Below are 21088 nucleotides of genomic sequence, written 5' to 3'. Positions count from 1 at the left end.
TTCGCTCGAAAGATCACGCGATGGCCGCGTTCTATGCCGGACAGGATGTCCGACGATCACGCCAACCGCGTTACACCACTATCAGGGACTCCACCTCGCTGGGTGTGGCTCGGGGAACGATCCGGCGGTATGTCGAGCCGGCGATCGCGGCGGGGTTCGTGCCGGGTGGGACACCGCCGTTGAGCCAGGCGGACTGGGAACCGCTGGTCAAGTAGTGGTTCCCGCATCTGACCGATACCCAGCTTCGGCAACGCCGCCCTGTTCGCCGACAACATCGAAACCGGCTTCTGGGACGACCAAGGCCGCGTCGCTCCCTGGCCCGACGACATCGACGAATGGACACCGCAACCAAAAAACCACGCACCCCCGAAACCGGACAGCCGCCCTTCTAGCAGGCGAGACGGGGCCGGGCGAACCGGCGGCGATCGACGAGCCGTGGCCATCGACCATGCGATGCAGCTGGCGCCGATCAGCCGATGCCGAGGAAGACAGCGTCGACCCTCCTCGGCATCGGCTTGTCCACCGAGCTATCGCGTCCGGGTTTGGCGGCTGGGGCCGCGTGCTCGATCTCGATCTTGGTATCGCGTTCTACCCTCCTTTCTCGTTCGCCGTGTCGGCCCAAGGGCGCGGTGGGGAGGTGGGATCCGGCTCGGGGACGTGCCGGCCGTTCGGGGGAGCTGACGATGTCCGGGGCGGGGTACTTCCGCCGGGCCGGGCCCTCGCTACTGGGAGGTTCAGGGCGGTGATCGTGGGTTGTTGCCGATGGCGCCGGGCGGGCGCCCGTCGTTTGCCGCTGGTGTCGGCGAGGTGTCCGGTTGCGGCGGGCAGGGTGCCGGCTGGGCGGCGGACGGGGCGGGTGGTGCCGGGGGCGGCGGTTCGTCGAAGCTGGCGCCGATCAGGGCGTCGAACTCGGCGCGGACCAGGTCGGGGTCGCCACAGATGAGTTCGGTGAACGCTTCGTCGAAGCCGCGGTCCCACTCGGGGGACAACGCGGTACCCGCCTGCGCTACGGGATCGTTGGTCATGCCGGTCACCACCCGCCACGTCCGGTTCTTACTGGGGAGGGAGCTGGCCTGGCGAACCGCCAGATCAGCCGGTAATCACCTTCTGTTCGGTGTGGTCGCGGCCGGCCACGCTGATCTTGCGGGGCTTGGCCTTCTCCGCGATCGGGATCCGCACCACCAGCACCCCGTTGTCATAGGCGGCGTCGATGTGGTCGGTGTCCAGCGCGTCGCCGAGGAACAACTGCCGGGAGAACACTCCCAGCGGGCGTTCGCTCAGCTGGACCGTGGCCTGCTCGCCCAGGTCGATCGGGCGGCGCTCGGCGCGGACGGTCAGCACGTTGCGTTCCACGTCGATGTCGATCGCGTCGGCGTCGACCCCGGGCAGGTCGAACGCGAGCACGAACTCGTCGCCGTTGCGATACGCGTCGGCAGGCATCGCCGTCGGACGTGACCAGGTCCCGGTCGACGGCACCCCGAACAGCTGCTGGGCGAGCCGGTTGACCTCGGTGAAGGGTTCGCTGCGCATCAACATGGTTTCCACCTCCTGCGGTCTCGACTTGATGGTCAATGCGCGATACCGTGTTTCTAACACGTCATCGCAGCGATGACAAGCAGTTGGTCATCGAAAAGATGACGCGAGACTGGAAGGGGACGCATGCCCGACACGCCCGCCACCAGCACAGGCCCACCGCCCGAACGCCACGATCTCGCCGACGTCGTCGCCGCGGTCGCCGCCACCGCGCGGGCGGTTGCGCAGCCCGCCGCCGACAACCCGACCAGCAGCGCCGACCTGCTCGACGCCCTGGTCCTGCTGCGCCGAGCCCAGATCGAACTGGCCGGCCTCGAACCCGTGCTGATCGCCGCCGCCCGCGCCGCCGGGATCTCCTGGCAAGCCCTCGCGCCCGCCCTGGGAGTGGCCAGCCGCCAAGCCGCCGAACGCCGCTACCTGCGCAGCACCGCCGGCCCCGCCGGCCAACCGGACGCCACCCGCGACGAGCGCGTGCAAGCCGAACGCGACCGCCGTGCTGGCAACCGCGCCGTCGACCAATGGGCCAACAACAACGCCGCCGACCTACGCCGCCTCGCCGGCCAGATCACCGCCCTGACCGACCTCGACGCCGCCGCCACCACCGACCTCGCCCAGCTACACCACGCCCTCGGCGACACCGACGCGACCGCCCTGCCCGATCTCCTCGCCGCGACCCACCAACACCTGCCCGACCACCCCGAGCTCGCCGCGCAAATCGACACCATCACCGGCCACACCGACCAGATCCGCCGCCAACACCCACGCCGCACAGGGCACACCACATAAACCCAGGCCAGACCAATAACGTGAGCCGACCCCAGATCAATTACGTGAGCGCCCGCACTGTTCCCTCACGTTCGCGGCTACTGCCCATGGTCAAGGACCAGTCTTGATCAACACCAGAATGTCCCACCCGCCGTAGTGCCGGCGCACAGCGCCACCGCTACCCCTATCGAGCGGGTTTACGGCCACCCCGGCACGGGAAACAGTCGTCAACCGGTTTCCCCGGGTGCCGACTCCAGACCCGGGATTACCGCGTCGTCGGATGATTGCCTGCCTGAGCCGGCAGCGAGCGCAGGGAGTGCCATGACCGCCGTTGCTGTCTCCGCCCCGTCCGAGACCACCGCCGACGCCACCACGGGTCCTGACGTGGGGACCGAACTGGTGAACGCCATGGCCGCCCTCCCGGCAGGGCGCCCCTCGAAGACGGATCTGCGCGCTAAGGCGATCGAGGCGTGGCTGCCGCTCGCCGGTCACCTGGCCCGCCGCTATTCGGGCCGCAACGAGCCGTACGACGATCTCCAGCAGGTCGCCGTGATCGGGCTGATCAAAGCCATCGACCGGTACGACGCCGAGCGCGGTGTGGAGTTCGCCGGGTTCGCCATCCCGACCATTATCGGCGAGCTGAAGCGGCACTTCCGCGACCGCACCTGGTCGATCCGGGTCCCGCGCCGGCTGCAGGAGCTACGCCTGGCCATCACCGCGGCCAACAGCACCCTCACTCACACGCTGGACCGTTCCCCCACGGTGGCCGACATCGCCGCCCACCTCGAGATCTCCGAGGAAGAGGTCCTCGAAGGCCTGGAGGGCGCCCGCGCCTACAACTCCACCAGCCTTTCGACTCCGGTCACCGCAGAGAGCAACACCACGCTCGGCGACACCCTGGGCGAGCAGGACACCAGCTTCGAACACGTCGAGTTGCGCGTCTCCCTCGGACCGGCCCTGGCCTGCCTCGACGAGCGCGAGCAGAAGATCATCACACTGCGGTTCTACGGCAACCTCACCCAGACCGAGATCGCCGAGCAGGTCGGCGTCTCCCAGATGCACGTCTCCCGCCTGCTCGCCCGGGCTCTGACCAAGATGCGCCGTCACATCGGCGCGGACGCCGCCTGACCTAGGTGCCGGCCTGACAGGTGTGCCGCGAGGCGCGATGGCCGACGGCGCGGCATCGGCGCACCGTCCGTCCTTTGCCGGGTGCTCCTCGATAGGGGAAACCGGCCTCGGCCGTAACCCGCAGATTGCGGCATACTGGCCCCATCGTCGGATGGTGGAGGCGACGGTGACACGACGCCGATCGAGTGCGGCGGCCCGCTCAGGACCGGAGCGCCGATGACCAGCGTTGACCGCAGAACGAGCGCGGAGCCACAGCGCCGTGGCGTGGCGGCGCCGCATCCGGACGGCACCGACCAGCTCTCGTCCGGGTACACGCTGCTGCTCATCGAGGACGACCCCGGCGATATTCTGCTGGTCCGCGAATACCTGGGTGACAGCGACGTCGCCGCTCATCTCGACGTGGCCACCACCCTGGGCCAGGCGCTCGGCGCGTCGCACGCTCCCGACGCGGTGCTGCTCGATCTGCACCTGCCCGACGCGCAGGGACTCGACGCGCTGCATCAGGTCCTCGACCGGTGGCCGCAGACCGCGGTCCTGGTGCTGACCGGCCTCGACAACGCCGCCATCGCCGCGACCGCGGTCACCGCCGGAGCCCAGGATTACCTGGTCAAAGGTCAGATCGACGACACCGTCCTCGGTCGCACCATCCGGTACGCGATCCACCGCAAACGAGCCCAGAACGCCGAACGCGGCCTGCGCGACAGCCGTCTGCTGGCCAACGAGAACGTCCGCCTCCAGCGCGGCCTGCTCCCCAAACCCATCCTCGCCGACCCCGCCGTACGGCTGGTCAGCCGCTACGTACCGGGCCGGCAACGCTCCCTGCTCGGCGGCGACTTCTACGACGTCGTGCAATCATCCGACGGCGCGGTCCACGCGGTGATCGGCGACGTCTGCGGCAGCGGCCCCGACGAGGCCGCCATGGGCGTCGCCCTGCGCGTCGGCTGGCGCACCCTCACCCTGGCCGGCATCCCCAAAACCGAACGGATGCGGCTACTCGAAGACGTCCTGGTCGCCGAACGCCCCCACGACGGCATGTTCGCCACCGTCTGCGGCGCCCGCATCGAAGCCGACCGCCATCAGATCGTCCTCACCAGCGCCGGACACCCACCACCCCTGATCATCACCCCCGGAGCGGCCCGGCCGGCCGACATCCGCAACGGCCTGAGCCTGGGCATGTTCCCCGGCCGCGGACGCTGGCACGAAAGCACCATCGCGCTACCACCCGGCGCCGGGCTCCTGCTCTACACCGACGGCGCCTTCGAAGGCTTCTCCGCCGACGGCACCCGCCTGGGCGAAGAACGCTTCATCGACCTCGCTGGACACCTCACCGCCATCACCGACCCGGTCGAATACATCGACACCCTCCTCGCCGCCGTCCAACACGACGACGCCAGGAACAACGACGACACCGCACTGCTCTACATCACTCACACCAGCAACATCTGAGCAGACGGTGGGCACAACCCCAGCAGCCGCGCCCGAAGCACGCGTCAGTGCCCCGGCCCTTCGTCGCCACCGGCAGCACAGATGACAGGCCCACTGCCCGGCCGCGGGGCGTGGTAGTGCGACTGGTCCGGGACGCCGCGCAGACCTGATCTGCCCAAGTCCCGGCCGGGCACCTGCACGGCTGCCTACCGTTGACCCGGGGTCCGCCCCGGAGCCCGGCAACCCGTACGGAGAGCACGAAGAACGTCGCAGCGTCGTCGCGGAGGTCAGGGTGCACGCGGAGGTGGTCACCGCGCTCGACGCTCACCTCGTCGAGCTGCACCGGCTACGCGGCCGGTTGACCGACGCCCGCGCGATCGAGCCCGGCGAGCGCCTCGAGGTGATCCTGCAGATCGCGGCCAGCGCGGAACGCCTCGCGAGGGTCGTCCACGCCCACTGCCCGGACCCGGCGAGCGTCACGGTGCCGGGTCCGGTATAGATCATTCAGCGCGATTCGCTCACTCGGGTATTGATACGGCACTCCGGTTGTGGGCGATGGCCGAGCTGGTCACCCTGGAGATGTGCCAGTCCAGCCGGGGCGCAGAGAGCGGGCTCCCCTGGCGGTCGGGTCGACGTATCGGGCAGGTGGTCATAACCTGACCGTCCGCCAAATCGTGGATGACGGAAGGCAGCGCAATGAGCAGCGCGACAGTCACTCTCGAGACCCTCCCCGACGGGACCCTCGTCGTCCACCCCCACGGTGTCCTCGACGCCGGTGACGCCGTCACCCTGCAGCGGACCCTCGTGGACGCGGTCCGTCGCCGGCGGCCGCTGCGTCTGGTCATCGATTTGGACGACCTGCGTGACCTCGACCCGATCAACCTGGGCACCCTCGCCGCCGCCTGCCACCTCGGCGACGACCACCACGTCGCCGTGTTCCTCGACCACTCAACCCCGGCCATCGCCGCGCGACTCAGCGCCGCCGGTGTTCCCGCCCACCGCCTGCGCCACGTCGAACCCGCCGTCTGAACGGGCCGGCCCCTGCGGCAACGGCAGGCACAGCACCGCCGCGACCCCGCCGCCGGCCGTCGGTAGCAGATCGAGCGTGCCGTGATGCAGCTCGGCGATCCGCCGACTGATCGGCAAACCGAGACCTACACCCGGGATCTGCTGCTCGTCGGCCCGGCTACTGCGGTGCAACGGCTCGAACACCAGCGGGAACTCCTCCTCGGGCACCCCGATCCCGGTGTCGGCGATGACGAGCTCGGCGAACGGGCCGACCGTGGTGAGACCGACCGCGATGCTGTCGCCGGGCCGGGTGAACGCGACAGCGTTGTCCCGCAAGGCCGCGAGGACCTGTGCGAGCCGACCAGCATCGGCATCGAGGGGCAGCACAGCGGGCAGGTTCACGCTGACCTGCCGGTCCGCGGGTAGCCCGGCCACCGCCATGCGCACCATGTCGGCCAGATCGAGACGGACCGGCCGCAGCACCGCCACGTCGTGGTCGAGGGCGGCCAGGTCAAGCAACGCGTCGATGACATCGGCCAGCCGGCGGCTGTTGCGGGCGATCACCTCCACGAACCGGCCTGCCTCGGCAGGCAGATCGGCGGACAGCGCCAGGATGCTCGCGGAGGCGACGATCGAGGTCAACGGGGTCCGCAACTCGTGACCGGCCCGCCGTAGATACTGGTCCAGGCCATACCCAGCCGATCCTGCAGGGTGTTCGGCCATCGCGGCCTACGCCCGGAGCCGAGACACGACCGACGTGGCCCCGAGGAGCCAGTCGGCGAGCATCTGAGCCCCGGTGTCGATCGCCGTCAGCTGTCGGGGCGACCAGACGACCGGCCATGGCGCGGCGGCCCCGAGCACCGCGACCACCTCACCGACCCGATCCCGGACCGGAAACGCCGCACACGCGGCCACCCGATCGGAATCGCACCAGAGGAACCGGCCATCGGCGGCGGTGTCCTCCACGATCAACGGCACTCCGGTAGCCGCCAGCTCCTGACACATCAGCGCCGGCAACGGCAGATCATCACCCGGCCGCACCCCGTCCAAGCCCTCACCGGCCAGCACCATGTGCTGACCGGACGTCACCAGCGAGGCGAACCCCACCGGCGCTTCAGCGGCGAAGGTAACCAGCCGCACCAGGCGCTCGATCATCGGCTGCCACCCGCCCTGCGGCGACAACGCCCGCCGTACCTGACTCGCCGCCGCCACCCGGGCCCGGTCCTCATCGTCCACCGGCATGCCCGCCTTTCCGGCGTACCCGAGAAAGTTCTCCTGCACAGGAAATCCTGAAGTTCCGCGGGTTCCGGCGAACCCGGGTGTTCGTGCGGCGAACCCGGGTGTCCGATGGGCTCATCATGCCACCTGGATACCCGGGTTCGAGGCGACCGGGGTGGTCGAGGTAGCGCTCGTGAGGGTGGCCTGGCCGGTTAGCGATCGGCGGGGAAGGGGCGCCATCCGTCGCGTGCGGCGATCCTCGTGAGCGGGTCGAGTCGTACCGGCTAGCGGTCGATCATCTGGGCTTCTAGCTGGTGCGGTGGCTCACGGTCTGGTTGACGATGGCCACGGGCTCGTGCCATCTTCTAGGTTGTCTAGACGACCTGGAGGACTGATGGCTAAGGCGCCGTTGTACGTACGCATCGAACGCGAGTTGCGGACCCGCCTGGCCCGCGCGCGGCCGGGTGACGTGGTGCCTGCGGAGTCGGTGCTGGCTGAGGAGTTCGGGGTCGCCCGGATGACCGTGCGGGCGGCGCTCAACGCCCTGGAGTCCGACGGTCTTATCGAGCGGATCCAGGGGCGTGGCACGTTCGTGCGGCAGCGGCCCGAGCCGCGTGCCGCTGGGACGTTGATGAGCTTCCAGGACCAGGTGCGTAGCTGGGGCCGTATTCCGGCGTCACGCCTGGTGGAAGCGGAGGTGCGGGCGGCGTCTGCCGAGGAGGCTGTGGCGTTGCAGTTGACCGCGGTGGCGCCGCAGGTGGTCTCGATCGTGCGGGTGCGGCTGGCGGATCAGGTTCCGCTTGCCGTCGAGTACGCCTGCTTCCCCTCGCATCTGAGCTCCTTGCTCGACCTCGATCTGGAAGTCGGTTCGCTGCACCGTGCCCTGCATGAGAGGGGTCTTCGGCCGACGCTGGGTTCGTCGCGGCTGACCGCGCAGCGGGCCGGCGCCGATGGAGAGCTGCTGCACGTCCCGGCGGACGAGCCGCTGCTGGTCGAGACCCGTCTCATCGTGGACCAGCACTCGGCCCCGCTGGAGTACACCGTCAGCCGCTACGTCGGCGAACGCTACGACCTGCACGTCACCTTCGACGTGCAGCCACCCCGAACAGGAGAAACCCGATGAAGATCGCCAAGATGATCGACCACTCGCTGCTGCGGCCCGAACTGACCCTCGACGACGTCCGGCGCGGCTGTGAGATCGCCGCTCGGCGCGAGGTCGCCTCGGTCTGCGTCCGCCCGTCTGACGTCGAACTCGCGGCGGGCGCGCTGGCGGGCACCGGGGTCCTGGTCGGGACGGTGGCCGGGTTCCCGCACGGCGACGCCCGCACTGCGATCAAGGCTGCCGAGACTCGCGCGCTGGTCGAGGCCGGTGCGGACGAGATCGACATGGTCCTGCACATCGGTCGGCTGCGCGATGGCGACACCGGCTACGTGCTCGACGACATCGCCGCAGTCGTCGCCGCCGCGGGCGGCCGGGTGGTCAAGGTGATCCTGGAGAACGCCTACCTCACCGACGAGGAGAAGACGCTCGGCTGCCGAGTCACCGAGCAGGCGGGCGCCCACTTCGTCAAGACCAGCACCGGGTTCGCCCCGGGCGGCGCCACTCTGGCCGACATCCAGCTGATGCGCGCCGCCGTGTCCCCGCACGTCCAGGTCAAGGCTGCCGGTGGAGTCCGCAGTCTCGACACGCTGCTCACGTTGCACGAGGCCGGCGCGACCCGGTTCGGCGCGACCGCCACCGAAGCCATCCTCGACGACTTCGCCGCCCGCGAGCGCGGCGAGTTCTCGGCCGCCATGACGTCGGCAGCGGATGGCGGCTACTGACGAGTCAGGCAAGGCGCACAGGCGGCCGGATCACGGGACGCGGGTGGAGGGCTCGTTGAGCAGGTGACGCGCGTTGGTGGCCCACCGGATCGCGGTGCCTTCACTGAAGCCGAAGACGGCGGCCAGGTGCAGCGGGTCGGCGTCGGCGGTGATGGCTTCCTCGAGCTGGCGGTCGATGCGTAATCGTTCGAGGGTGCCCGGTAGGCCCCGCAGGTTCAGGATCCAGGTCGCGCTGACCGGGGCATGGCCCAGCGCGCTCGCTGCGCTGACCAGTAGGTGCGGGTTGGCCGTGCCCGGCCAGCGTTCGCGACGGTGGGTCAGCCAGTCGAGCAGGGCGTGGGTGGTGAGCTCGTCGAGCGGACGGCTGTTTCCGGCGATGGTGATCCGCCGCTTGGCGAGATCGACGTCGTCGAGGTGCAACGCACGGATCTGACCCGGCCTCGCGGCGTGGACGGCCGCGAGGATCACGCAGAGCCTGGCCTGCGGGGTGGTCGCCGCGGTGACGCTGGCGGTGATCTCATCAGCGCGTAACGGCTGCCAGATCGGGTCCGGGACGGCGGGAATCGAGATCGCGTGGGTCGGGTTCCGGAAGATCAGCTTGTGCTGTCTGGCCCACCGGAACAGCGCGCGTAGCGCGGTAACGGCGCTCTCCCTGCGCGTTCCCCGGAGCGTGCCGAGGTAGGTGAGGACATCGTCGCGGATGACTTCGCGCAGGTGGCCGCGTTGCGGCCAGTTCATGGCGGCATCTACCGCGATGCCGAGGTAGGCGCGGACGGTCTGCTGGTCGCGGGGTCGGTGGCGAGGACCTCCGTCACGCAGCAGGCGTGCCCAGGTGAGCAGGTCGTGACGCCAGGCGTCCGGAAGGTCGGCCACCTTGGCGGCCATCAGGTTCTCCAGGGCGGCCGGGCGATCGTCCTGGAGGACATCCATCGCCGCGAGGATCTCGATCACGTGGTCGACGTTGATGAAGTACTGGGCGGTGAGGGGACCGAGGTCGCTGGCCCGGATGCGGTCCGGTTCGCGGTAGTCGGCGAACAGCCGGACAAGGACCCGCTGCATGGCGCGTTGCGCGGTGGGTCGCCAGCCGCGCGCCTCGGCGGTGGTGTGGGCGAGGTGTAGTGCCCAGGCCAGCCACGGGTTGTCCGGCGGCGGCCCGGTGCGCAGGTCGATGACCGCGTTCAGGCAGTCGCGCGGGCCCGGCGGCAGCAGCGCCGGTTGCTGCCAGGTGCTCACCGGTCGGGCTGCGGGAGGCGGGGCCTGCTTGCGCGGGCGGCCTTTGACGCCGTAACGGCGCGGGGCCGTGCGTGGCGGCGGCAACCGGCGGTCGCTGATGCTCAGGAACAGTTGCTGCCAGCGGATGCCGTCGAGGTACGGGGCCAGCACGACCGCTGACCGGGCGTCTTCGGCCAGGTGTTCGCGCTCGTCACGGGCCTGGCACCAACACAGCCGGCAGTAGTCCTTCTTCAGCCTGGTCGTCCGATTGCAGGCCGCGCACGCGCCGACGAGGTGTCCTCTGGACGGGGCGGCGAAGTTGTAGCAGGCCAGGCAGACGCCCTGGGCGTAGGTCAGGCCCCAGGCCAGGCAGCCCACACAACTGGTGATCGTGCGCGGCGTCCAGGTGCCGTCGTGATCGCGGGCGCCCACCGATCAGAGCGGCGGCAACGAGCGGCCGTCGCGCCGCCGCGGGACCACGGCACGGACGTCGGTGGGCGTGGTGGCGTCCGCAGCCGGTCTGGCGGTCTCCTGACCTGGCCGCGCCACCATCTCCGGTTCAGGAATCAGCAGGTCACCGACCCGACAGCCGAGCGCTACGCAGATGACGTCGAGGTCGGCGAGCTTGATCGTGACCGGTTTACCGGACCACAGGCCGGACATCTTCCCGGCCGAGATGACCAAGCCGTGCTCGGCGAACAGCCGCAGCAGGTCGGACGCTTTCCAGATGCCGCGCTGCGCCGCGACCAGGCGCATGTTCCAGCGCATTTCAGGCGAGCCCTTCCAGTCGTCGCGCGGCGCGGCGTTGCCCGTCGAGCCACGCCTGCTCGATGCGGGTCCGGTGCACGTGAACGTACTTCATCGTCGTGGCGACCCAGGCATGGCCCAGCAGCTCCTGGATCGCGATCAGATCGACGCCGTTCAGGTACATCTGTGACGCGCAGTAGTGCCGCAGCACATGGGGTGTCAGCTTCTCCGACCAGGCGGGCAGATATTCAGCAACCGCCGTTGCCAGACCGGCGCGCAGCGGTTCGTAGCCGACTCTGGCGAGCGATCGCCGCTCGGACGGGAACAGCGGGGCCCGCGGCGACCGGTGGTCGCCGCCGAACTGGGCCCACACGTCCTCGATGTACCAGCGCAGCGTGCGTCCCGCGTCGTTGATCAGCGGCACCATGCGTTCGCGCGGGCCGGATCCGTTCGAGCCCTTCCCGATGCGGACGTGGAGTTTGCCGAACGGGCCGAGACCCCACTTGATGTCGTCGAGGTCCAGGTTGCGGGCCTCGTTGACCCGCAACCCGACATCGGCCATCAGCCGTGCGGCCGTGTAGTTGCGGGCCGTCGGCGCGAACTTGCGGCAGGACGCCAGCCCTGCCGCCCAGGCGGAGAACAAGGTCTGGATCTCCGCCTCGTCCGGCGGGATCCGCAGCATGGCGTCCTTGCGCCCGCGCGGCCGGTTGACCTCGTCGATCGGGCAGGTCACCACCCGCCCGGTCAGCGTGTGCATCTGCGCCTGGAACCGCAGCTCCAGGAACGCGAAGTACGTCCGCAGCGCCTGTGACCTCGCGAGCCGCGTGCCGGAGGTCGCGCCGCGGAGCACCCGGCCGAAGTACTCGTCCGCGTCGGTCGGATCCATCTCCCACAGCGGTCGGCCGAACCAGTCCCGGATCTGCTCCAACTGGCTCACGTCGCAGCGCACGGTCCCGTCGGTCAACCCCGCTGAGGCCCGTGCCAACACGAACCCGGCAAGCACATCTACCTCGAAGTCCGCCAGCTCCTCGGCCGTCGCCGGCGCCCGCCGGTCGCGGAGATCCCGGACGACTGCCAGCCCCAACCCGAGACCCCCACCTTCACATCACCCGAAGCCACATCGGACTGTCCGATGTGGCTTCAGCATTTCTGAAGAGGATTCAGTTTGCAATCACAGGCTCGCATCGCGAGATCAACAAGGTCAGGCATCCCTACGACCCCGACAGCCACCCCGAACTCAGGTGATGTCGGACTACAGCGCGCCGTGATCCCGTCGGCCCGAACGGGGAAAGACCCCGGAACCCGGCGGCGACTTCTTTAGCCTCCGTCGTACTGATACACCGCGCACCACCTGCCGTCGTCCGATAGCTGGAAGCTTCGGCCGGCGAGCCCGCGACGACCGGATTTGCGAGCGCCATCGACGCTGTTGAGCGCCCTGCCTGGCTTGTTGCCGCAGGGTCGACGAGCACATGTACGGCCGCCTCGTCCATTTCGTGGTACGGGTGGCAGATCGTCGGCCACGGCCGTTTCAACATCATCATGACGATGGGTAACGGTCACCAGGTCGCGTGTCGAATAGGGACGAAGCTCCGTTAAGACCAGGTCTTGTTCAAGGATCTGTCCCGCCCGGAGCTTCGTCGTGCCGCAGTCTGCCATCCTCATCACCGATCCGTCGCCCGTGCCGCTGTCCGGGGACGCCTCGTTCACGCGTTCGTGTCACGGTTTGCTCGACCTTCTGCTCGCCGTTTCCGACGGCCGCTCCGACCAGGGCCGTGATCATCCGGTCGCGGTCGTGCTCGCGCTGGTCGCAGCGGCCACGGTCGCCGGGCTGAAGGGCTACACCGCGATCAGCGGCTGGATCACCGACGTACCCACCGACGTCCTCGACGACCGGTATCTGCGAGCGGAGGCCCGGCCTGCGGGACGGCCGTCGCGTTCCACATTGTGGCGGGTCTGCACCGACACCGACGGCGACGTCCTGGACGCGGTGATCGCCGAGTGGACCACCACCCAGCACGCCGGCACACAGGCTCCCATCAGCACCGATACACCAGTGCAGGTACGCCTGGACGGCAAAACCCTACGCGGCGCCGTCAACGCCGACGGCGAACAACTGCATCTGCTGTCCGCCCTGACCGGCTCGCCCGGCCCGGACCCGGCCGCAGTCACCATCGCCCAGGCACCGACCGACGGCGCCAAGACCCGCGAACCCGAAACCGCCCGCGCCGTCCTCGAGACCCTCGATCTGCATGACGTGACCGTCACCGCCGACGCGCTGCACACCGTGAAAGCCACCGCGCAACTCATCCACCAGCAAGGCAGGCACTTCGTGCTGCCGGTCAAAGAGAACCGAGCCGCCCTGTTCAACACCCTCGACGCCCTGCCCTGGGCCGGCACCCCGATCGGCTACGAGAACACCGAGACCGGCCACGGCCGCACCACCCACCGGACCATCCGCGTCCTGCCCGCCCCATCCGGCCTGCCGTTTCCCCACGTCAACCAAGTCTGGCTGATCGAACGTTACGTCACCGCAAGTGACGGCAAGCAGTCCGCCGCAGCGCAACCCGGCATCACCAGCCACCCCGCCGAGACCACCGGACCAGCCGAGATCGCCGCGTTCAACCGTGGCCAGTGGGCCATCGAGTCCCTGCACTTCATCAGGGACACCTGCTACCGCGGGGACCACTCCCACATGCGCACCCGCTCCGGCCCCCGCGTCCTGGCCTCACTACGAAACCTCGCGATCAACGCGCTACGCCTGGCCGGCCGAACCGACATCACCGAAGCCACCCGCTGGGCCAACCGGAACATGACCAGGCCATTCACCATCCTCGGCCTCACCGGATGATGTTGAAACGGCCGTGAGTCGTGGGGCGACGAGGATTCGGACGGCGACGTCGAGACCGCTCCATGAACCGTGAGAGGCTCGCGTCGTTGGCAGCCTATGCCGGCGATCGGCTCCATCCTGCCGGGACGGCTGGCCCCTACCCGTTTGATTTAGCGGTTCCGGTCCCTGCGCGAAATGCGGTCTACCTGGTTTGCGCATGGTCGGGCCGTGTCCTCTATGTCGGCTCCACCACGGTTGGCGTCCGTGCACGGTTCGCCCGGCATCTCGCGGACATGTCCAAGACCCTCGACTGGTCAACCGTCTACCTCGTTCCGCTCACGGACGAGACCACGACGCTCGAGGTCCGCCGGATCGAAGGCCGAATCGGGCGGGCCGTCAGCCCGGAGAGGTGCAGGGCACTACCGCGCCTCAGCGGCAGCCGTTGAATCAGGTCCGTCGGCCCGGCTCCTGGCCGGGCCGGCGGAGCGGCGGTAGCGCTCGATGTCGGGGCGCGGATCGTGCCCTTGCGCATGCCGACGACCGTCGGAGATCGTGGAACTGAGATTCAGTTCAGGTGGGCAGCTTCCAAGCGCTCGCCGACGGCAACTTCATCGTGGGGAAGTACGCCCATGCCTCGTCGAATGTCAGAGCGATGGTCCCCAGGCGGTGTGCCGTTGCAAGAACGAGGCCGTCACCGAGCGACAACGTACTGGGGCCGCGCTGGACACCCCGCGAGGTCGTCCAGATGGCCGGGTTGGCCTCCGACTCGGCGATTCGGTCAGCGGCCCAGAGCGCATCAGCTTCGGTGCTGGGCTCGATCCGGATCCCGAAACTCGTCAAAGCCGCGAGAAGCTGTTGGTAGCTGGCACCGTTGCCGTGACGCCGGGCGACGTACATGGCCTCAGCCAGGGCCGGCACCGGCGCAACGAGGCCGGTGGGAGGCGCCTGGAATAGTCGATCGACCCGCTGCCACCGCTGGCTCTGTTGCAGAATCCATGCGGTCATCACTGACGCGTCAAGGACCAGCGGCCCAGCGGCCCTCCGACTCACTTGGTAAACAGCTGCGTCAGCAGCTCATCGCCCGGCATCGACGCCGTGTCCTCATCCTCGTTGTCGAACCAGCGCGCGACACGGGCGGCGTCCGTGCTGCTCTCACGGTCGCGATCGTCATCGTCGACGTCGTCGACCACGCGGGAGTTCTGCGCCCATACGGCCTCTGCCAGCGCGCGCTGAGTGGTCAGGTGAACGGCGCCGCTGTCCTCGACGACAAACTGCACCCGATCACCCTCAGCCAGGCCCAGCGCCTGCCGGATGTCCGCGGGGATGACAACCCGGCCTTCCTTTGAGAGCCGACCTTCCAAAACCTTCGCCATACCGACCTCCTCGCATGCCAGCCTACCGCCATACTGTCACATCCGGCCAGTCATGGCATTCTGTGCCGGGATTGGCAGATGGAAGCAAGTCTGCCATGCGGGTTTGCCTGCGCGGCTCAGCAGGCATGGGGTGTCAGTAAGTGATCACTGGGTCCAAGATTTGGCTGGGTGTTCCGTGCCAGCTGACGGCGAGAACGTCGCGGACTCGGGTCGCGGCTACAAACAGCAATGACCGGGCCTTGCGCTGCTCGTGTTCGTAGCGTTGCGGGTCGGACCGGCGGTAGCGCTCGATGTATGGGCGAGGGATCGCACCCTTGCGTACGCCGATGATCGCCAGCCGCTGGTATTCGAGACCTTTGAACCGGTGCATGGTGCCCATGTGAATCTCGCCGTCGCCGCGCGGTCCGTCCTTGGTGATCCCGGCGCAGGTCAGGCCGACCGGCTTCGCAGCGCCTGCCCGAGGATGACCTGTTCCCACTCGTCGAGCAGGAAACCGAGCCGCCGTGCGGGACTTCATCGACATCGACGCTGCCACGAACTGTGGCCGAAATACCGCGGAGCAGTTATGCATCCTGGCGGCAGAGGCCGATGCCGGATTCGACCGGCAGTTTTCGCGCAGATGCTCGGCGCGATCAGCCCGCTTCGACGATCAGGACCTTAGATGCATGGCTGGCACGGAGTTACCGGACGGGCCAGGTGATGGGCGGCTGTCGGTGTGCGTTGGTCGCCTCTGTACGGCACTTCGCGGCTGCCGTCGGGTCGCCGACCGATTCGTAAGCGGTTGCGACATTGAGAAGAATGTCTGTGCGCGTGGTTCCCGGGCCGAGAGCGGCGATGACGCGCGCTCGAGCGGTATGCAATCGGTGGGCGGCCTGTGCTGAATCGCCGAGATCGTGATGCAGGGCGGCCTCGTTCAGCAGAACATCGACCTCGTCGGTCACCAGTGAGAGCAGGCGGGCCAGTTCGGCGGCGTGTGCCAGCGCGAGCAGCGCCGCTTGAGGGTTCCCGGTGGCGCGTTCAGCGTCGGCTACCGCCTGCCACGCCCGCATCTGCTGGGGCCGCAGCAGGCGGCTGTCGGCGTCTGCGAGGGCGTGCCGGAGCCGCTCGGCGGCCTCCGGTGTGCGGCCGGGAGGAACGATGGCGTCATTCAGTACCAAGGCGGTGCGCAGAACGTTGCCCCGCTCGCGGTGCTCGGTGAAGTAACGCAGGGCAGCCGAGGCCTCGCGCTCGGCCTCGGCGTGACTGTTCATCGCGGCGAGGATGCGCCCGAGATGCATCGACAGCAGGGCATCGGCTCGGGCGCGGCGGTCGGCGGGGTAATCGACCGCCTGGACGACCGCCCGAGCGGCGAGCAGCCAGGTTCGCGCGCCGTCGAAGTCGCCGCGTTCGCCGGCGACGATGCCGTGCCATTCCAGGCCGCTGGCGACGGTGATCAGATCACCCGCCATCCGAGCCAGTTCGACGGATCGGCCGAACGCGTCGACAGCGTCGTCGAACCGTCCGTCCGCCTCGTACGCGGTGCCCAGTTCCTTGTACACCTGGGCGGCGAGGGCAGGGTCGCCGAGGGCCTCGGCGGCCGTCGCCGCCTGATCCATGACCTCGACCAGATCGGCGATCCGGCCGGTCTCGTAGCCCCACTGCTTGACGGCCAGCGCGAGCTGAACGCAGTCGGTCAGCAGTCCATGCCGGAGCGCCGCGGACACGGCAGCCTTGATGTTGTCGTACTCCCGGTCGATCTCGTCGGCGGCACGTTCCCACGCGGCTGGTGGGAAGGCGGGCGGGACCGTGGCGAACACGTCGCCGAACCACGGGCGGTCTGGCCACAGCGCCCGGGCCAGCCCGGCCGTCCAGATGAGGCGTTCGGTGACCATGGCCTGGATCGCAGCTGCCCGCACCGGGTGCAGCAGCTCAGTCTCGGCCCGGTTCTCCAGGAACCAGGCGACGAGCGGCCGGAATCGATATCCGCCGTCCTGTGTCTGCTGTAACAGAGCGGCACGGACCAGATCCCCGAGTACGGCACCAGTGTTGTCCGGCGTATCGCCGAGCATGGCCGCGGCGACCCGTGTCCGCAGCGTCGGGCCCTGGTGCAGCGACAACGTCAGGGCCGCTCGCGCGACATCGGGCGGAAGCGATCGCAGAGCGGAGCTGACCGGGGTGAACAGCGGCGACGACACAGCGCCACCGCGCCGCAGCAGGCCGAGGCCGGATTCCAGGGCGGCCGAGAGGTCGGCCAGCCGACGGTGTGGGTTGCGGCGCAGTTCCGCGCTCACGACCTGGATGCCGAGGGGCAGGTGGCCGCACGCTTCGGTCAGCCGACCGACGGCATCCGGCTCGGCCGCCACCCGGTCGGCGCCGATCTGTCGGGTCAGCATCTCTGCGGAGAAGACGGGATCGAGCCTCTCGGTGCGAAACGGCTCGAAGTCCTCGTTGAGGATTCCGTGGTGGTCCACGGTGCTGGTCGCGATGACCACGGCCTTTGTCGAGTTCGGTAGCAGATCCCGGATGTGGGCGGGCCCGCCGGCGTCGTCCAGTACGAGGATGATGCGTTTGTCCTCGGTGAGCGTGCGGAACAGGGCGGCTCGGCTCGGGGTGGTCTCGGGCAGATCGTCGCGGGCGATACCGAGCTGGCGCAGGAACATGCCGAGGACCTCGAACGCGTCGGCGGCCTCGTGAGCGGAGGAGCCACGCAGGTCGACGTACAGTTCGCCGTCGGTGCCCTGATCGGCTAGCCGGTAGGCGACGGTGAGGGCCAGCGCGGTCTTGCCGACCCCGGCCTCGCCGCTGAACCACATCCGGCAGCCGTACTCCGTGCGTGCTCGGGCCGCGGCGCTCGTCAGCGCGGCGTCGACCTCCGGGCGCCGGTCGACCATCGACGGGCGGGGCGGCAGAGAGTGCGGAACGTGTGTTGCCGCCGAATTGGCCACTGAACCTCCACATGCGAACGCCGACCGCTGTTGCACCATACAAAGTTTCGGTGCGGATCGTAGGTACGGTGCCTGACATGACCTCCGGACAAACGTGGTGGGCCGCGCCTGTGGCCGGTCTCCTCGGTGTGTTGATCACGCTCTTCGGCACCGGCCGCGCCCAGCGGATCCGAATGCGGGACGAGGCGAACATCGCGGCATACCTGGAATTCTGGAACGCCTGCATGGATCTCTATGACCTTGCGGTGTGGTCCTCGGACCGATCCGAGGCGCCGGTGCAGGCCCGGCCGCTCGTCGATCGGATCGGTCGTCTCGGCCGGGCGATCAGCTATCGAGGGACATCCAAGGTGATCCGCGCGGCGCGTCGCGTCGAGAGTGAGGCGACCGGGTTCGCGAGTCTGGTCGAAGACCTGCGCCGCGACACGTTGCGTGGTGTCGGCGGTGAGCTGGACGAGCGTGCCGACAGCCGGTTTCAGGTTGCCAGAGCCGCCTTCGCCGAGGCGATCGAGGCGTTCGGAGCAGCCTCGCGCCGGGACGTCAACCTACGCGGCAGCTGGGACTTTCCCTCGTAGCCTCGGCCGTCAGCAACGCCGCAGCCCGGGCCGGGCCGTCCACACCGGCGAGCTGGTGACGCCAGGCTACGGCGGCTGCCCGTACCGCTGGGTCGGCGGCCAGTTCGGTGATGCCGACGTAGAGCCGGGCCGGGTCGTGACCATCGAGCAGGGCGTATTCGCCGACGCCGAGGCGGACCAGTTGGTCGGCGATGAAGCGCTGCTCGGCTGATCGTGGGATCAGCGCCATCGGCACGCCGGCGGCCAGTCCCTCCATCACCGAGTTCATTCCGGCATGTGTCAGGAAAACAGAGCACCGGCGGAGAATGCTCAGCTGCGGGAGGTCGCGAGCCATTCGTACGTTGGCGGGCATCGGGGGAAGCCGGGCGGGATCGATGGGCCCGGTGGCGACCACGACCTGCCATGGCCGCCCCTCGAACGCTGCGCCGAGGCCCTGGAAGAACGACGGTGCCCGGCTGAAGACGGTGCCCGGCGAAACGTACAGCAGCGGAGTGTCCCTCTCGGCGGGCGGCACTTCCGGTTCGTCGCTCCGGATCAGGGGACCGACCAGGTGCACGGACGCGGGCAGCGTCTCCGCCGCTGGTTGAAGATCGAGCAGGGTGTGGGCCAGCACAAGCCGGCCGGGCCGCGAGTGACGGCGCACGGACGGCAGGTATCGGCCCGATCCGCGGCCGATGGCAGCGCGGACCAATGGCCCGTCGGCGAAGGTGGTATTGAAGAGCGCCGACCGGAATCCGGTTCGCCGGGTCACGCGGTCGGCCCAGCCGAGCATCGGGTCGAGGACCGTCAGATCAGGCCGGTGTGTTCGCAGCTCCCGGGCCAGTTGTCCCGCTGCACGTACGTTGCGTAACGGACGCCGGGACCGGTCGATCAGAAAACGTCCAGCGCCGCTGAATCCGTCCGGTACGAAGACGTCCGGAACCGCCTCCAAAACCGTCACGGCAGCTCCGGTCGCCCGGATCATGGGCGCGAACCGGTCTCCCACCAGTGCCCGCACGGTGACCCCGGCTGCCACCAGTTCGGCCATCACGGGCAGCATCGGATGGACGTGTCCCGGCGTTGAATACGGCACGAACAGCAGGGATGCCGTCATCGGCGGCGGACGCGGAGGCGCACCCGGCGAAGCCCGGCCGCGACCGTGATCGGTTGATCCGGCACCGGCTTGGTGTCCAGCCACGCCAGCATCGCCGACGCGATGATCTCTCCGCCGATGTCCCCATCGGCTTCGGCCTCGATGTCGCCGAAGCGGCGGTGCCGGAGTATGGCGAACCGTTCGGATGTCACTGCGGCGAGTAGATGAGGTTTGCCATCGAGTGACGCGTTCAGCCAGGTGTCGACGTCGCTGATCTCGTCCGCTGGCGCCGTGAGGACCTCCGCGCGTTCGCGCAATCGGCGTCCGGGATGGGTGTGCCGTACGGCGAGGTGCGACCGAACGCCCGATCGGGCCGTTCCCGGTGATCTCGGTTCGGCAGCGAAACGTTCCAGCGTGATCAGTTGGGCTGCGGTATCTGTCACGCAGTGGACCAGCGCAGCCGTTAGGCGCGGCCTTTCCGCCGGGGCGAGTCCGGTACCGGAGTACGGCGGGGTGAGCGCTTCACCACAAGGTTCACTGCGCCCGAGGACGTTGTAGAACAGCGTGCGGATCCGATCGGCTGCTTCGCCCGGACTGGAACTTGCCAGGCGAGCCACTTCGGCGTACCTGAACGGCTGGTGCTCGTTCCAAGCCTTTTCAATCTGCGGGCGCAAGGGCGTCTCGCGATCAAGCCGATCGGCGAGTCGCCCGAGTTCGTGTACGGCGGTTCCCGGTGCAACCTCGTCATCCGGAAAAGCGCCTAACAGGACGGCTTTACCCAGTGCCGAGGCGTACGCGGTGACCGAACCGTGGTCGCCGATCACCATGTCGGCCGCGATCAGCCCGGCTTGCCAGCCGTGTTCCGGCGGGATCAGGATCAATCCGGCGCGCAGGGCACCGGCTAGCCAGGCACGGACCTGATACCCGCCATGGCCCTGTACGACGTTGGGGTGCAGTACCGCCATCAGTTGATACGTGTCGGCCGGCAACTCGGCGCCGAGCCGTTCGATCAGCTCGGGCCACGATCCCCAGAGTGAACTGGCCGACCACGTCGACGAGACGAGCACCACCATCCGGTTGTCCGTGATGCCCAGCCGACGCCGGTAGGCGGCCCGGAAGGGGCGGCTGGCGATCAGTCGGTCGTAGCAGGGATCACCGGCCACGACGGCGGCGGGGACAGCTTCCGGCGCGACGACCCGCATCCTCCGGAGTTGTTCGTCGTGCCCCAGGACGAAGGCGGCCGCGACAGGTTGACCGTCATAGACCAGCCAATGCCGGGAAAGACCGAAGACCTCCCGGCTCCCGGCTCCCGGCTCCCGGCTCCCGGCTCCCGGCTCCCGGCTCCCGGCTCCCGGCTCCCGGCTCCCGGCTCCCGGCTCCCGGCTCCCGGCTCCCGGCTCCCGGCTCCCGGCTCCCGGCTCCCGGCTCCCGGCTCCCGGCTCCCGGCTCCCGGCTCACGG

23 protein-coding genes are annotated in these 21088 nt (G+C 69.1%); 10 read left to right on the top strand and 13 right to left on the bottom strand.

The window, feature by feature from the left end:
* Positions 1–215: hypothetical protein (locus AB0M08_RS44805; RefSeq protein WP_364507646.1), on the top strand; the 215-nt coding region annotated here is incomplete at its 5' end.
* Between the two features lie 519 nt (positions 216–734).
* Here AB0M08_RS44805 and AB0M08_RS44800 read toward each other — a convergent pair.
* Positions 735–1025, bottom strand: coding sequence for a hypothetical protein (locus tag AB0M08_RS44800; RefSeq protein ID WP_364507644.1), 291 nt, complete (start codon positions 1023–1025; stop codon positions 735–737).
* A 64-nt stretch (positions 1026–1089) separates the two neighbouring features.
* Positions 1090–1536 (bottom strand): Hsp20/alpha crystallin family protein, encoded by a 447-nt coding sequence (locus tag AB0M08_RS44795; protein ID WP_364507641.1) that lies wholly within the window; start codon positions 1534–1536, stop codon positions 1090–1092.
* Positions 1537–1659: 123 nt separating this feature from the next.
* On the opposite strand from AB0M08_RS44795, the gene AB0M08_RS44790 reads away from it, so the two are divergent.
* The 5 genes from AB0M08_RS44790 to AB0M08_RS44770 all read left to right on the top strand — a co-directional run bounded on the left by AB0M08_RS44790 (position 1660) and on the right by AB0M08_RS44770 (position 5880).
* Complete coding sequence (locus tag AB0M08_RS44790; RefSeq protein ID WP_364507638.1) at positions 1660–2319, top strand: hypothetical protein; 660 nt, start codon at positions 1660–1662, stop codon at positions 2317–2319.
* Between the two features lie 300 nt (positions 2320–2619).
* Positions 2620–3426: a SigB/SigF/SigG family RNA polymerase sigma factor gene (locus AB0M08_RS44785; RefSeq protein WP_364507635.1), complete on the top strand. Its 807-nt coding sequence runs from the start codon at positions 2620–2622 to the stop codon at positions 3424–3426.
* Positions 3427–3642: 216 nt separating this feature from the next.
* A complete protein-coding gene (locus AB0M08_RS44780; protein ID WP_364507632.1) occupies positions 3643–4872 on the top strand; it encodes a SpoIIE family protein phosphatase in 1230 nt (409 codons plus the stop codon).
* Between the two features lie 271 nt (positions 4873–5143).
* Positions 5144–5350: a hypothetical protein gene (locus AB0M08_RS44775; RefSeq protein ID WP_364507629.1), complete on the top strand. Its 207-nt coding sequence runs from the start codon at positions 5144–5146 to the stop codon at positions 5348–5350.
* A 197-nt stretch (positions 5351–5547) separates the two neighbouring features.
* Positions 5548–5880, top strand: coding sequence for an STAS domain-containing protein (locus AB0M08_RS44770; RefSeq protein WP_364507626.1), 333 nt, complete (start codon positions 5548–5550; stop codon positions 5878–5880).
* On the opposite strand, the gene AB0M08_RS44765 is transcribed toward AB0M08_RS44770, so the two are convergent.
* Positions 5800–6582, bottom strand: coding sequence for a HAMP domain-containing sensor histidine kinase (locus tag AB0M08_RS44765; protein ID WP_364507623.1), 783 nt, complete (start codon positions 6580–6582; stop codon positions 5800–5802). The two genes, AB0M08_RS44770 and AB0M08_RS44765, sit on opposite strands and share 81 nt — an antisense overlap.
* A gap of 6 nt (positions 6583–6588) precedes the next feature.
* Positions 6589–7140 (bottom strand): GAF domain-containing protein, encoded by a 552-nt coding sequence (locus tag AB0M08_RS44760; RefSeq protein WP_364507621.1) that lies wholly within the window; start codon positions 7138–7140, stop codon positions 6589–6591.
* Positions 7141–7471: 331 nt separating this feature from the next.
* Between AB0M08_RS44760 and AB0M08_RS44755 the strand changes: the two genes are divergently transcribed.
* Together AB0M08_RS44755 and deoC are read left to right on the top strand one after the other, a co-directional pair.
* A complete protein-coding gene (locus tag AB0M08_RS44755; RefSeq protein WP_364507619.1) occupies positions 7472–8200 on the top strand; it encodes a GntR family transcriptional regulator in 729 nt (242 codons plus the stop codon).
* Positions 8197–8901: a deoxyribose-phosphate aldolase gene (gene deoC, locus AB0M08_RS44750; RefSeq protein WP_364507617.1), complete on the top strand. Its 705-nt coding sequence runs from the start codon at positions 8197–8199 to the stop codon at positions 8899–8901. The genes AB0M08_RS44755 and deoC overlap by 4 nt, the downstream gene beginning before the upstream one ends.
* A 30-nt stretch (positions 8902–8931) precedes the next feature.
* On the opposite strand, the gene AB0M08_RS44745 is transcribed toward deoC, so the two are convergent.
* Genes AB0M08_RS44745 through AB0M08_RS44735 form a run of 3 tightly spaced genes read right to left on the bottom strand, consistent with a single transcriptional unit; the run spans position 8932 to position 11944 of the window.
* A complete protein-coding gene (locus tag AB0M08_RS44745) occupies positions 8932–10545 on the bottom strand; it encodes an integrase (protein ID WP_364507614.1) in 1614 nt (537 codons plus the stop codon).
* 3 nt (positions 10546–10548) lie between these two features.
* On the bottom strand, positions 10549–10881 hold the full coding sequence (locus tag AB0M08_RS44740) for a helix-turn-helix transcriptional regulator (protein ID WP_364507611.1): 333 nt from the start codon (positions 10879–10881) through the stop codon (positions 10549–10551).
* 1 nt (position 10882) lies between these two features.
* Positions 10883–11944, bottom strand: a complete 1062-nt coding sequence (locus AB0M08_RS44735) for a site-specific integrase (protein WP_364507608.1) — start codon at positions 11942–11944, stop codon at positions 10883–10885.
* A 639-nt stretch (positions 11945–12583) separates the two neighbouring features.
* Here AB0M08_RS44735 and AB0M08_RS44730 point away from each other — a divergent pair.
* Positions 12584–13708, top strand: coding sequence for an ISAs1 family transposase (locus AB0M08_RS44730; protein WP_364507606.1), 1125 nt, complete (start codon positions 12584–12586; stop codon positions 13706–13708).
* Between the two features lie 549 nt (positions 13709–14257).
* On the opposite strand, the gene AB0M08_RS44725 is transcribed toward AB0M08_RS44730, so the two are convergent.
* The 4 genes from AB0M08_RS44725 to AB0M08_RS44710 form a co-directional block, all read right to left on the bottom strand.
* Positions 14258–14737: a PIN domain-containing protein gene (locus tag AB0M08_RS44725; protein ID WP_364507604.1), complete on the bottom strand. Its 480-nt coding sequence runs from the start codon at positions 14735–14737 to the stop codon at positions 14258–14260.
* Entirely contained in the window at positions 14734–15060 is a 327-nt protein-coding gene (locus AB0M08_RS44720; RefSeq protein WP_364507602.1) for an AbrB/MazE/SpoVT family DNA-binding domain-containing protein, read from the bottom strand. The genes AB0M08_RS44725 and AB0M08_RS44720 overlap by 4 nt, the downstream gene beginning before the upstream one ends.
* Before the next feature lie 133 nt (positions 15061–15193).
* Positions 15194–15577 carry a 3'-5' exonuclease gene (locus tag AB0M08_RS44715; RefSeq protein WP_364507600.1) on the bottom strand — a complete coding sequence of 128 codons (384 nt, stop codon included), beginning with the start codon at positions 15575–15577 and terminating at the stop codon, positions 15194–15196.
* Between the two features lie 163 nt (positions 15578–15740).
* Positions 15741–17984 carry a hypothetical protein gene (locus tag AB0M08_RS44710; RefSeq protein ID WP_364507597.1) on the bottom strand — a complete coding sequence of 748 codons (2244 nt, stop codon included), beginning with the start codon at positions 17982–17984 and terminating at the stop codon, positions 15741–15743.
* A 77-nt stretch (positions 17985–18061) separates the two neighbouring features.
* Between AB0M08_RS44710 and AB0M08_RS44705 the strand changes: the two genes are divergently transcribed.
* On the top strand, positions 18062–18556 hold the full coding sequence (locus AB0M08_RS44705) for a hypothetical protein (protein ID WP_364507594.1): 495 nt from the start codon (positions 18062–18064) through the stop codon (positions 18554–18556).
* Here the strand turns inward: AB0M08_RS44705 and AB0M08_RS44700 are convergent.
* Together AB0M08_RS44700 and AB0M08_RS44695 are read right to left on the bottom strand one after the other, a co-directional pair.
* Positions 18522–19649 (bottom strand): nucleotide disphospho-sugar-binding domain-containing protein, encoded by a 1128-nt coding sequence (locus tag AB0M08_RS44700; RefSeq protein WP_364507591.1) that lies wholly within the window; start codon positions 19647–19649, stop codon positions 18522–18524. The genes AB0M08_RS44705 and AB0M08_RS44700 overlap by 35 nt on opposite strands.
* Positions 19646–20830 (bottom strand): hypothetical protein, encoded by a 1185-nt coding sequence (locus AB0M08_RS44695; RefSeq protein WP_364507588.1) that lies wholly within the window; start codon positions 20828–20830, stop codon positions 19646–19648. The genes AB0M08_RS44700 and AB0M08_RS44695 overlap by 4 nt, the downstream gene beginning before the upstream one ends.
* Between the last annotated feature and the right edge of the window lie 258 nt (positions 20831–21088).

Origin of the sequence: Actinoplanes sp. NPDC051851, assembly GCF_040681165.1 — a bacterium.
In the GTDB taxonomy this organism is placed as follows: domain Bacteria; phylum Actinomycetota; class Actinomycetes; order Mycobacteriales; family Micromonosporaceae; genus Actinoplanes.
This window is presented reverse-complemented; position numbering and strand designations above follow the sequence as displayed.